The 12,623-nt window shown below is 38.4% G+C and carries 9 protein-coding genes and 4 tRNA genes; 12 read left to right on the plus strand and 1 reads right to left on the minus strand.

Annotation, left to right across the window (positions count from 1 at the left end):
- Nucleotides 1–38 precede the first annotated feature (38 nt).
- A complete protein-coding gene (locus tag PB1_RS07160) occupies nucleotides 39–1,253 on the minus strand; it encodes an IS4 family transposase (RefSeq protein WP_003350293.1) in 1,215 nt (404 codons plus the stop codon).
- Between the two features lie 390 nt (nucleotides 1,254–1,643).
- Between PB1_RS07160 and PB1_RS07165 the strand changes: the two genes are divergently transcribed.
- The 12 genes from PB1_RS07165 to PB1_RS07220 all read left to right on the plus strand — a co-directional run bounded on the left by PB1_RS07165 (nucleotide 1,644) and on the right by PB1_RS07220 (nucleotide 12,543).
- Nucleotides 1,644–2,936: an adenylosuccinate synthase gene (locus PB1_RS07165; RefSeq protein ID WP_003351599.1), complete on the plus strand. Its 1,293-nt coding sequence runs from the start codon at nucleotides 1,644–1,646 to the stop codon at nucleotides 2,934–2,936.
- 196 nt (nucleotides 2,937–3,132) lie between these two features.
- Entirely contained in the window at nucleotides 3,133–3,915 is a 783-nt protein-coding gene (locus PB1_RS07170; protein WP_003351600.1) for a hypothetical protein, read from the plus strand.
- A gap of 663 nt (nucleotides 3,916–4,578) precedes the next feature.
- Nucleotides 4,579–4,654, plus strand: a tRNA-Lys gene (locus tag PB1_RS07175).
- 9 nt (nucleotides 4,655–4,663) lie between these two features.
- Nucleotides 4,664–4,735, plus strand: a tRNA-Glu gene (locus PB1_RS07180).
- Nucleotides 4,736–4,808: 73 nt separating this feature from the next.
- A tRNA-Asp gene (locus PB1_RS07185) sits at nucleotides 4,809–4,884 on the plus strand.
- Between the two features lie 42 nt (nucleotides 4,885–4,926).
- A tRNA-Phe gene (locus PB1_RS07190) sits at nucleotides 4,927–4,999 on the plus strand.
- Between the two features lie 432 nt (nucleotides 5,000–5,431).
- Nucleotides 5,432–6,889: a peptidoglycan DD-metalloendopeptidase family protein gene (locus PB1_RS07195; RefSeq protein WP_003351601.1), complete on the plus strand. Its 1,458-nt coding sequence runs from the start codon at nucleotides 5,432–5,434 to the stop codon at nucleotides 6,887–6,889.
- 203 nt (nucleotides 6,890–7,092) lie between these two features.
- Complete coding sequence (gene yycF, locus PB1_RS07200) at nucleotides 7,093–7,803, plus strand: response regulator YycF (protein WP_003351602.1); 711 nt, start codon at nucleotides 7,093–7,095, stop codon at nucleotides 7,801–7,803.
- Nucleotides 7,804–7,812: 9 nt separating this feature from the next.
- A complete protein-coding gene (gene walK / locus PB1_RS07205) occupies nucleotides 7,813–9,633 on the plus strand; it encodes a cell wall metabolism sensor histidine kinase WalK (protein WP_003351603.1) in 1,821 nt (606 codons plus the stop codon).
- Complete coding sequence (locus tag PB1_RS07210) at nucleotides 9,630–10,961, plus strand: YycH family regulatory protein (RefSeq protein WP_003351605.1); 1,332 nt, start codon at nucleotides 9,630–9,632, stop codon at nucleotides 10,959–10,961. Before walK ends, PB1_RS07210 begins: the two co-directional genes overlap by 4 nt.
- Nucleotides 10,948–11,733: a two-component system regulatory protein YycI gene (locus PB1_RS07215; protein WP_003351606.1), complete on the plus strand. Its 786-nt coding sequence runs from the start codon at nucleotides 10,948–10,950 to the stop codon at nucleotides 11,731–11,733. Before PB1_RS07210 ends, PB1_RS07215 begins: the two co-directional genes overlap by 14 nt.
- Nucleotides 11,734–11,748: 15 nt before the next feature.
- Nucleotides 11,749–12,543 carry an MBL fold metallo-hydrolase gene (locus PB1_RS07220; RefSeq protein ID WP_003351607.1) on the plus strand — a complete coding sequence of 265 codons (795 nt, stop codon included), beginning with the start codon at nucleotides 11,749–11,751 and terminating at the stop codon, nucleotides 12,541–12,543.
- Nucleotides 12,544–12,623: the final 80 nt, after the last annotated feature.

Consider the following 12,623-nt stretch of genomic DNA (forward strand, 5'->3'; position numbering starts at 1 on the left):
GAATTTATGTATATTAATTGTAATTTATACTTCGTTTATTATTTTTCCTTTTTTGGCTTTATCATTGCTACTTTTTCTGCAAAAACTAAGTCTTCTTCCTTTTTTTTAGGTACTTTTTGTCGCCCTTTTGATGTCCTTGTACACCTTCGATTCAGTTCTTTTTCAAATTCCTGCCAAGATAAATGTAAATAGGTTCGGATTAACCGCAGTACTCCCCATATTGTTTTTTTCGTTTGTGTCTTTAGTTTTATTTGTAGTACTAGCCCATAGGCAATCAGCGAAAGAAACATCTGATTCCAGATTCCTTGGGGTTTTGTACTCCAAATTTTGGTTGAACGAAGATGTTGTTTAATCCATCTAAAGAAGATCTCAATCGCCCACCGATGACGGTAGATTTCCATTATTTGTTCAGGCGGTAAGTCAAAGCGTGTGGTAATAATTCGGTATAGATGTCCTTCTTCATCAAAAAATTCGACGAGACGTACCGGGTGCAATTTCTCGTTCGAGGTTACACCAATCTTTACTGTCGCATCCATACGAATCAACGGATGGTTTAAAATTTTTCTATCGAGATAGATTACCTTGTGCTGCTCTTTAATTCTTACAATGAAAGAAATACCACGTTCCGCCCAGTTATTGATTTTTTTATGAGAAGCATATCCACGATCCATGACGTAAGTTGAATCAGATTCAACCACAAGGAAGTCGGAACCTTCAAAATCACTGACATTTCCAGTTGATGGAATAATTTGGTCTGGAAAAGCAATGTCTGGAGAAGCTACCACTAAACGGGTGTGCATTTTTACCTGAGTAGAATTTTTTGATACATAAGCCCAGTTAGCTAACTGTTCAGGCAGCTTAAAGGAAGAAGAGTCAATTATGGCTAATCTCCCAATTCCCTTTGGTAGACCAGATAAATTTCTAGTTTGAATTTCAATATCTTTGACCACTCGAAAAAAAAGATCTTGTACCCATTCAGTTGGTAATTCATTTATCCTACGGCTTAGTTGTGAACCACTTATGCTTTCTAAATTTAGGCTTTTCATGAGGTCTTTATCAGCCCGTAATTTCTCCTCTATATCAGTATATGAGCTCCAATTACCCAGCTGAGCAGCAACAAAAATTTTTACAAGGGCATCAGCTCTTAATTTTTTTTGATCATAGTTTAAAAGAGGACAGGAAAGCTTTTCCGTAGATAAAAGGGAAAAACATTGACGAACAACAGATGGTTGAGCTATATTTACATTGCTCATGATAAAAACTCCTTTGTAGAAAACTTGTTGATGGGACAACAAGCTAACAATTCTACAATAGGAGTTTTTTTCTTTTTAGTAAACCTTTTTTTATTTTCCTGAATTTGTAACCTTTGCAAGGCTAGTGGTCTGACCCTTAGGCTTTTTATACGGTGTCTTACCTAGAGATATGCCATGGAGGTTTGAGACAGCCTCATTTTATATTGAATGAGAGTAAACATCCTTGTTTGGAAAAAATATTTGACGATTGTAATAGTTTACGAACATATTTTAATATTTTATAATAAATTGTTCGGGTTTTGTTGACTTTCATTCTGTATTGCTGATAAACTTAATATGTTTAATACGTGAAATTTTTTAATGCTCGTGAACCTTGGAGGTGTGTTTTTTATGTCATCAGTAGTTGTTGTCGGAACACAATGGGGAGATGAAGGAAAAGGAAAGATTACTGATTTTCTTTCCGAAAATGCCGAAGTGATTGCTCGATATCAGGGCGGAAACAATGCAGGGCACACCATTCGTTTTAACGGTGAAACTTATAAGCTGCACTTAATTCCATCTGGAATTTTTTATAAAGATAAAATTTGCGTAATCGGAAACGGTATGGTCGTAGATCCAAAAGCGCTTGTAAAAGAACTTGCTTATTTGCACGAAAGAGGAGTTTCAACAGATAATCTTCGTATAAGCAACCGTGCCCATGTGATTTTGCCTTATCATTTAAAATTGGACGAGGTGGAAGAAGAGCGCAAAGGAGCAAACAAAATCGGGACAACTAAAAAAGGGATTGGGCCTGCCTATATGGATAAAGCAGCCCGCATCGGGATCAGGATTGCTGATTTGTTAGACCGTGATGTTTTTGAAGAAAAGCTCTCACGCAACCTTGAAGAGAAAAACCGTTTACTTGAGCGTTTTTATGAAACAAAAGGTTTTACGATCGAAGAAATCTTGGATGAATATTTCGAGTACGGCCAGCAGATCAAGAAGTACGTTTGTGATACATCTGTTGTCTTAAACGATGCGCTTGATGAAGGACGCCGAGTACTTTTTGAAGGCGCACAAGGAGTAATGCTTGATATCGACCAGGGTACATATCCGTTTGTCACTTCTTCTAACCCTGTTGCAGGCGGGGTGACAATCGGTTCCGGTGTCGGCCCGACAAAAATCACACATGTCGTCGGCGTTTCGAAAGCTTACACTACACGTGTTGGTGACGGTCCGTTCCCTACGGAACTTAATAATGAAATTGGAGATCAAATTCGTGAAGTCGGCCGCGAGTATGGCACAACGACAGGCCGTCCGCGCCGTGTCGGCTGGTTTGACAGCGTTGTTGTCCGCCATGCGCGCCGTGTCAGCGGAATAACCGACCTTTCCCTCAATTCCATCGATGTTTTAACCGGAATTGAAACATTAAAAATATGCGTAGCATACCGTTATAAAGGTGAAATAATTGAAGAATTTCCGGCAAGCTTAAAAGTATTAACTGATTGTGAGCCTGTATATGAGGAACTGCCGGGCTGGACAGAAGATATCACCGGCTGCAAGTCTCTTGATGAGCTTCCGGCTAATGCCCGCCACTATTTAGAGCGCGTTTCGCAGCTGACCGGCATTCCGTTATCGATCTTCTCTGTCGGTCCGGACCGCTCACAAACAAATGTCGTACACAACCCTTGGCGTCAAAGCTAATGGTTTGCTTAGTCAAGAAGCTCTTCTAAGCAAGGGCTTCTTTTCTTTTTTTATTCTCCCCAAGTTTGAAATTTATTGGCCATCACCATGTCCTTTTGCCTTCTTTCTTTATATATAACGAGTGGAAAGAAGTTGGGGCAGCAAAAACAACAATTAAATTGAAAGTGTATGCCCCAAAAAGAAAGGGGCATTTTTCATGCAGTCGGGGAGAATTGAAAATTTTAAAGATCTATCGCAGTTTCGTGATTTGAAGGATTTCAATAATCATTTTGAACAGTGGATGACAGATTTGAAAGATCAGTTTACGAAAAGTGAAACGATCGCACTAAAAAGGCTTGTACGTTTTTCTGCAAAGATTCCAGGGGTTTGCAATGCGAAAATTCAAACGATTGTATCTGCAACCCATCAACATTCTGAAATGGGCGGCATTAGCCGTTCCACTTTTGAACGTATGTTAAGAAAAGCGAAAAAGTTTGGCTTAATTCATGTTATTCATACTCAATCCCAAAATGGCAGACAAGCCCACAGCATTTATGTCTTTCAAAAATACCCGACAAAGCAAGACGCGTCATCTATTTTAAATGATGCAGCAGATGCGGAATCAATTGAAGTACCAAATAAGAAACCATCAAAGAATGAAACTATCAATCTAAAAAATAAACGTAAAATGGCGCTAAACTCTTCATTCGTCAGTAATAAAATCCCATCTGCTTTTACAAACCTTGTGAAATGTTTCTATGATGATGCCTGGACGATCGAGGAATATTACAAAGTTGTTCGAGTAAGTACTCGATGCCTTTCTTATTACACAGAAGAGGACAAGCTAGAATTGGCTGTAAAAGCGTTTAAGCAATTGGTACGGAATATTAAACAGAAAAAGACAAGGATCAAAAACGTCTTCGGTTATTATTGGGGGATTTGCAACAAAATGTTGGACGAGGAGTATTTTGAAATTCTTGATTTGGCTTTTAACCAGTAAAGCCAAAAGCGGCTTCACCAAAAGGCCTGAAAGCCGCTTGTCGGGGATAAGTAGTCGGTTAAACTTTACTATCTAAATTAAATTTTTATGGCATTTTTACATAAAAAGAGCTTTTTTCTCGTAGATGATAGGTCAATTCGTCTCTGAATCATGGAACTTGGGAAGGTTATGAGCTTTTAATTTGAAATATGAGCCTTTATTTGGAATTATGAGCCGTCGTTTTCAAATATGAGCCTTTATTTGGAATTATGAGCCGTCGTTTTCAAATATGAGCCTTTATTTGGAATTATGAGCCGTCGTTTTCAAATATGAGCCTTTATTTGGAATTATGAGCCGTCGTTTTCAAATATGAGCCTTTATTTGGAATTATGAGCCGTCGTTTTCAAATATGAGCCTTTATTTGGAATTATGAGCCGTCGTTTTCAAATATAAGCCTTTATTTGGAATTATGAGCCGTCGTTTTCAAATATGAGCTTTCATTTTGATTTATGAGCCGTCATTTTGAAAAATGAGTCTTCGTTAATTTTATGAGTTAGCTTCTGTCGTAACATCTATCTTTTTTTAAGATCAATCATTTAAAACAAAAATATTTTTAAAAAAGCATTGCTAAATTATAAAACAATATGCTACTATTAGAAACGTCGTCAAAAACGTTAAAAACAAGAGCCATTAGCTCAGCCGGTAGAGCATCTGACTTTTAATCAGAGGGTCGGAGGTTCGAGTCCTCCATGGCTCACCATCTTATGATGGCCCGTTGGTCAAGTGGTTAAGACACCGCCCTTTCACGGCGGTAACACGGGTTCGAATCCCGTACGGGTCATCGGCATATAACGGTGATGGGTAAGAAACTGGCGAGGACGGTTTCCTTGCTCATCATCATTTTACATATTCTAGGTCCCGTAGTGTAGCGGTTAACATGCCTGCCTGTCACGCAGGAGATCGCGGGTTCGATTCCCGTCGGGACCGCCATTTTATACATAATTTCGGTTCGGCAGCAAAAAAAGTAAATAAGGCTCGGTAGCTCAGTCGGTAGAGCAAAGGACTGAAAATCCTTGTGTCGGCGGTTCGATTCCGTCCCGAGCCATCCGGGAGCATAGGATAACATGCTCCCTTTTTTCGTTATGATCATGAAGAGGTTGTCTCATAAGGGTCTACCCCATGTGCATTTATCAATATATAGCACATTTATCCAACATTATGTCATATATATTGTGTTATGGGGTCTTACCCTTAGGCTTTTGAGACAGCCTCACCATTATAAAAATACTCCTCCCAAAAAATTAACCAAACACCGCCATTTCTTCCCGTGAAAATTCCAAATTTCATTTGTCATAATTCGAAATAAAATGTCAGTAATTATACATCTTTGTTACATTATGAAGTCTATTAATCTTTTTGTCCCCTTATATGCTAAAGTAAATAAGTGCAAAAATTATATGAAAAAAATTTACTTGTTTTTATTTTTGATAAAATCGATGGCGAGTTTTTCTCTTGGTTTAGGGAGGATTTCAAACAAATGGATCATTCGAAAAAGCAACAGTCCAAGCTTACGGGCATTACATCAATTAAGAAAACCGTTTTTACAACATTTACTGCGTATGTTTTAATATTTGGAGTTGGCTCAGCTGCATTCGCAGGAGATAATGATTTAACAACTGTATATGATGTTTATATAAAGGATAAATACATAGGCACTGTTTCTGATAAAAATATGGTTAACGAATTAATTCAGGATAAATTGAAAGAAATGAAAAAATCATATCATGGCTGCAGCTTTAGCGTAAGTAAAGACTTTGAATTAGTGCCTGAACAAGTTTTTCGAATTCACATGCAAACGAATAACCGAAAAGTTCTCGACGAGCTTAAAAAAGAGCTGGAAGTTCAAGCAAATGCCTCGGCTCTTGTCATAGACGGGAAAGCGGTTGCTTATGTAAAAAATAAAACTGCGGCGGAAGCTGTTCTGAAAAAGCTAAAACTCAATTACGTTAGCGAAAAGCAGCTAGCCGAGGTTGAAGCTCGAAAAAAAGAAGGCAATCGTGCATTACCGCCATTGAAAGAAAATGAAACCCGCATCATTGATGTCAAGCTGTCAAACAATGTTTCCATTACAGATACAAAAACAGCGCCGCAGCAGATTTTAACTGCCGATGAAGCTGTTAAGCTTCTTCTAAAAGGAACATTAGAAGAAAAAAAATATCAAGCGAAAGAAGGAGATGTCCTCGGTTCTATTGCAGAAAACCATGGTTTAACGATAGAGCAGCTATTACGGTTAAATCCCGGGTTAAAAGAAGATTCGTTTATTAATATAGGCGATGAATTAAATGTAACTGTATATGATCCGTACGTTTTTGTGGTTGTAGATAAAGAAGTTTTCAAGAAAGAAACCATCTCTTATAAAAATAAAATAGTTGAAGATTCCTCTATGTTTAAAGGCGATACAAAAATTAAGCAAGAAGGAAAAAATGGTTCCCGTGCCGTGGCTTATGTCATTTCCGAACAAAACGGGAAAACAGTGAAGAAAACTGCCATAAAAGAAGAAATTCTGCAAGAACCCGTTGATCATATTGTCGTAAAAGGAACAAAAGTCATTCCATCAAGAGGTGAAGGCTCTTTTGCCTGGCCGGCGGTCGGCGGATATGTTTCAAGCAAAATGGGCTACCGATGGGGAAAAATGCATAAAGGGATCGATATTGCAAGGCCGAGCGACCGGACGATTAAAGCGGCTGATAACGGAGTAGTTGTTTCTGCAGGCTGGGATGGCGGATATGGAAAGAAAATTGTGATCGACCATCAAAACGGATTCCGGACAGTATATGCCCACCTTTCTTCCATTAATGCAAGTGTTGGACAAACCGTGTCTAAAGGCACAAAAATCGGGGTTATGGGGTCAACAGGCGATTCCACAGGCGTTCATCTTCATTTTGAAGTATCTAAGAATGGCAGACTGCAAAACCCATTGAATTATCTTCCTTAAATCAAGAAAAACAAAATAAAATATGGAAGTCTCTAGTTTGAACTAGAGACTTTTTTGCATTAATTTATAATAGAATTGATAAGTTTTTTTAATAGTTGAAATTCAAACGTATAACATGGTAAAGTAAAGTAGGGGAATTTTAACTTATAACATAAAAACTTTAAATATATGAGTCCTTAATTTTATAAAAAGGAGAAACAGGTATGGAGAAGAAAATACTAGTTGTGGATGATGAAAAACCAATTGCAGATATTTTGCAATTTAATCTAAAAAAAGAAGGATATGACGTCTATTGCGCTTATGATGGAAATACGGCGATTGAAATGGTTGAAGAAATTCAGCCTGATTTAATTTTGCTTGATATTATGCTTCCGCAAATAGATGGAATTGAAGTGTGCAGGGAAGTTCGAAAAAAATATGAAATGCCTATTATTATGCTGACTGCAAAGGATTCAGAGATTGATAAAGTGTTAGGTCTTGAGCTTGGGGCAGATGATTATGTGACAAAGCCATTCAGCACAAGAGAATTGATCGCAAGGGTAAAAGCAAATCTTCGCCGCCATCAGCAAATAGCTTCAAAACCTGATGAAGAAGAAGAGACAAATGAGATTACGGTAGGGTCCTTAGTGATCCAGCCTGATGCGTATGTTGTTTCAAAAAGAGGCGAAACGATTGAATTAACTCACCGGGAATTCGAATTGCTTCATTATCTGGCAAAGCATATCGGCCAGGTGATGACAAGGGAACATTTGCTTCAGACAGTCTGGGGCTATGATTATTACGGTGATGTGAGAACAGTCGATGTTACGGTTCGGCGTCTGCGTGAAAAAATTGAGGATAATCCGAGCCATCCAATTTGGATCGTGACGCGAAGAGGGGTCGGGTATTATTTGCGAAATCCTGAACAGGAGTAAGATTTCCCAATGAAAAAAGTTGGTATTTTTCGTTCGATTCATTTAAAGTTTGTGACTATCTATGTTCTTCTTATTTTAGTTGCGATTCAAATTATCGGTGTTTACTTTGTAAGAGAGCTTGAACAGAATTTGAAAGAAAACTTTTACACATCAATTGAAAAACGAGTGGACTTGCTCTCTTATAATCTTGAAGAAGAAATTGAAAAAGTCCGGGGGAAAGATGATCCCTTGCTTAAAGATGAAGTAAAGGATCTTTTAAAAGACTTTTCCGGCGGAGAGATCTCTGAAGTCCGGGTCGTCGACAATAATTTAAAAATTATCGGTGCTGATCCGAACCATCAGGAATTAGTCGAGCAAAGAATGACAGATGTTTTAGTTAAAAGATCCATTGTTCTTGGGGAGCCACAGGATTCAGTAAGGATTGATCCGAAGTACGGATATCGGATATGGGTCCTTTCAACTCCGATTAAACATAATCGGGAAGTTATTGGAGCTGTTTATTTAGTAGCCAAAATTGAAAATGTTTTTGAACAAATGAAAGATATCAATAAAATTTTTGTTACCGGAACGGCCCTCGCCCTTGCCATTACCGCTGTTCTTGGAGTCTTGTTGGCCCAAACGATTACAAGGCCGATTGCAGACATGAGAAAACATGCCCTCGCAATGGCAAAAGGAAACTTTTCACGTAAAGTTAAAGTTTACGGGTATGATGAAATCGGACAGCTGGCCATAACTTTCAACAACTTGACGAAAAAGCTTCAGGAAGCGCAGGCGACGACGGAAGGAGAACGAAGAAAATTATCATCGGTACTTTCTTATATGACAGATGGCGTTATTGCAACCGACCGTCGGGGCAGGGTTATTTTAATTAATGAACCTGCAGCGGAAATGCTGAATGTTTCACGTGAAACAGTATTATCAAAATCCATTCTTGAACTTCTTGACCTCGAAGAAGAATATACATTTGAAAAATTACTCGAAGAGCGCGAATCAGTCATTTTAGACTACAGTACGAAAAACACTCCGTATATTTTACGGGCTAATTTTTCAGTTATTCAAAAAGAAACAGGCTTTGTGAATGGTCTTATTACAGTACTGCATGATATTACCGAGCAGGAAAAAATTGAAGTGGAGCGCCGCGAATTTGTCGCTAACGTATCACATGAATTGCGGACGCCGCTTACGGCAATGAGAAGTTATCTCGAGGCTCTTGCAGAAGGAGCATGGAAAGACGAAGAACTTGCTCCTCAATTTCTAAACGTTGCGCAAACGGAAACAGAGCGGATGATTCGCCTTGTAAATGATTTGTTGCAATTATCGAAAATGGACAGCAAAGATTATAAGTTGAAAAAAGAATGGGTCGATTTTAATGAATTTTTCCACCGAATTATCGATCGGTTCGAAATGACGAAAGAACAACATGTTACATTTAAGCGGCTTCTTCCGGAAAGACCTCTTTTTGTTGAAGCAGATGAAGATAAGCTTACACAAGTTCTTGATAATATCATTTCTAACGCATTAAAATATTCTCCTGAAGGCGGCCAGATCACATTTAAAGTAGAAGAGCAGGATGAACAAATATTAGTCAGCATTTCCGACCAAGGTGTTGGTATTCCGAAAGAAAATATTGATAAGATTTTTGAGCGATTCTATCGGGTCGATAAGGCTCGCTCAAGAAAACTGGGCGGCACAGGACTGGGGCTCGCGATTGCAAAAGAAATGGTCAAAGCCCACGGGGGAGATATTTGTGCAACGAGCGTCGAAGGGAAAGGAACAACTATTTACTTTACTTTGCCTGTTGATCGCTCAGAAGAGGATGAATGGTCATGACATATGAAAGTGTAAAATCCGCCATCTTAATGGTTTTAGTGATAATGAGTGCTGTCTTAACGTGGAATATTTGGACGTACCAACCGAATTTTGACACAATGGACAAATCGAACTATATTGGAGAAGTCGAGATTGGCACTAAAAAAGAAGTAAACAAAGTGGTAAAACCTGACCGAATTCTTTACCATTATCAAGGCACCCATTATGGTACTGCTTCCAATGCTAATATTGATAAAATGATTCGGGAATTAAGCACGTGGAGTTTTTATGAGTTTAAAAACATTTCAAACCAAATTGATCTATTGCCCGATTTTGTCCATGCAGAGGGGAAAGTAGAGATTGTTTTTCCGGATGTTGTTCCGATTGAATTATATAAAACAGTCTTAAGCATCGAAGACCGAAACCTGCCAAAATTCAAATTTAACCGAATTGTCATTGATGTGGAAAATAAAGAAGGAGAGGACGGAATTGTTTATTTCCTCCGTTATGGAACAAAAGAAGAACAGCAAATATATGTCAGCCACGTCAGTTCTGCTCATTTAAAAGAATTTAATCAAAAATTTTACAAACTATCGAATCAATACCCTCGTTATTTTGAATATAAAGTAACAAATTTCCGGAGTATTTTTTTGCCGGATCAAAAAACGAAAATGATAACGTATAAATATTATTCACATAATTTAAGCTCGGAAAAATTTGCAGAAGCACTTTTTAACGATCCGAGGTTCGTCCAAAAAAACGTAGGGCAGGGGAAAGAAGAATATATTGGTGAATCCAGTATGTTAACGGTCGACAGCGATATGAAAATGCTTTCCTTTGTTAATCCGCAAGCAGAAAGTGATTATTTAAAAAGCCCGGAAGATTTGCTGCAAAAAAGCATCGACTATGTAAATGCACATGGCGGGTGGACGGATTCTTTCCGCTATGCAGGGATGGACGAGCTCAATCAAAAAGTGATTTTCAGGCTTTATGATTTGGAAGGATACCCTGTTTTTAATGAAAATGGTTTGTCGGAACTTGAACTGATATGGGGCCAAAATGATATTTATCGCTATTTTCGCCCTAACTTTGGGCTTGATGTCCCAATAAACAATGAAATAAGTGAAGTGATGCTCGATTCAGGCGAGGAAGCGCTTGAATTTCTCGAGCAAAATGAAGAGTTTAAACCGGAAAAGCTTGAGGACATGGTGATTGGCTACAGAATGTCCATCGACCAGGAATCTTCAAGGCACCTTGTGTTTGCCCCTTACTGGTATTACAAGTATGATAATGCCTGGGGAAGAATCGTAAAGGACGAACGAGGAGGGGTTAAACTTGGATTGGAGTAAAATTAAGACGATCTTTATTTTGACCTTTCTCGTTCTGGATATTTATCTTATGTACGAGTTTTTGAAAGTCCTTGATCAAAACAAATATGAATTGATTACAGAAACATCGATTGAAGATAAGTTGGCAGCTGATAAAATCAAGTATCCGGTATTGCCGAAGGGTCCGATTAAGGATCAATATGTCAGTGCGAAACCAAAAATATTCACAGGAGAAGAAATGATGAATATAAAGGGACAGACTGTTTCGATCGTAGATGGCACGACCCTTCACGGGACTTTTGACAAACCGTTTCAATTAAGCGATAAGTTTGATCCGTCCGAGATGAATGCGTTTATAAAAACGAATATTCTCTACAGTGACAAGTATGCATTTTGGGAGTTCTCAGAAAAAGATAAGAAAATTACTTACTTTCAAAAGTATCAGGATAAATTTATTTACAGCAATAAGAACGGATCTCTCGAATTTTTCCTGAATGATAGCAATCAAATCATTTCTTACAGACAGACTTTGCTTGAGGATATAGAGGAAATGGCTGAAAAGGAAGAAGTTCTAAGCCCTTTAAAAGCAATTGAGACTCTTTATCAAAAAGGGATGCTGGAGCCGGGAAGCAAAATAACAAAAGTCGAGCTCGGCTATTATACATATGAAATTTTTACGGCATCTCAAGTGTTAACTCCTGTCTGGAGGTTTGTCGTTGATGAGGAAGAGAATTTTTTAGTAAATGCATTTGAAGGGCAAATTATTGAATTGAACAACGATGAAAAGAAATAATGGAGTGAAAAAGATATGACGATGCATTTTAGTGTTCTCGCCAGCGGGAGTACGGGAAATGCGATCTATGTGGAGACGGAGGAACATTCCTTTCTAGTTGATGTTGGATTAAGCGGAAAACAGATGGAAGGTTTGTTTCAAAAAATCGATCGAAGTATGGACAAGCTTTCGGGCATTCTTGTTACTCACGAGCACAGCGATCATATTAAAGGTTTAGGAGTTGTCGCCCGAAAATATAACATTCCCATATTCGCGAATGAAAAAACATGGAAAGCAATGGATGGGTTAATTGGGGAAATCCCTCTCGATCAAAAATTCACGTTTGAGATGGAAACAGTAAAGAGCTTTGGTTCTCTTGATATTGAATCGTTCGGAGTATCGCACGATGCAGCTGAGCCTATGTTTTATGTATTTCATCATGAAGGAAAAAAGCTCGTGCTTATTACCGATACCGGTTATGTCAGCGACCGGATGAAAGGGATCATCTCCAATGCCGACATATACGTATTTGAAAGCAACCATGATGTTGAAATGCTGCGGATGGGTAGGTATCCATGGAATGTAAAAAGGCGCATATTAAGCGATTTCGGGCATGTATCAAACGAAGATGCGGCCATTGCCATGAGCGAGGTGGTCGGGGATCATACGAAACGTATTTACCTTGCCCATCTCAGCAAAGATAACAATTTAAAAGATTTGGCTCGAATGTCAGTGGCACAAACACTGGAAAGAAAAGGACTTATTGTCGGGGAACAATTCAGCCTCTACGATACAGATCCAAAAATTCCAACCGTTTTGACGGCGGTTTAAAGGATTGCAATCTTTAGGTAAATGAAGGAATGAAAGCTTGAATGACAGCGGATTTTTTCATTCCTTTTTTCTTTATTTAT

Origin of the sequence: Bacillus methanolicus PB1 (assembly GCF_000262755.1) — a bacterium.
Classification (GTDB): Bacteria; Bacillota; Bacilli; order Bacillales; family Cytobacillaceae; genus Bacillus_Z; species Bacillus_Z methanolicus.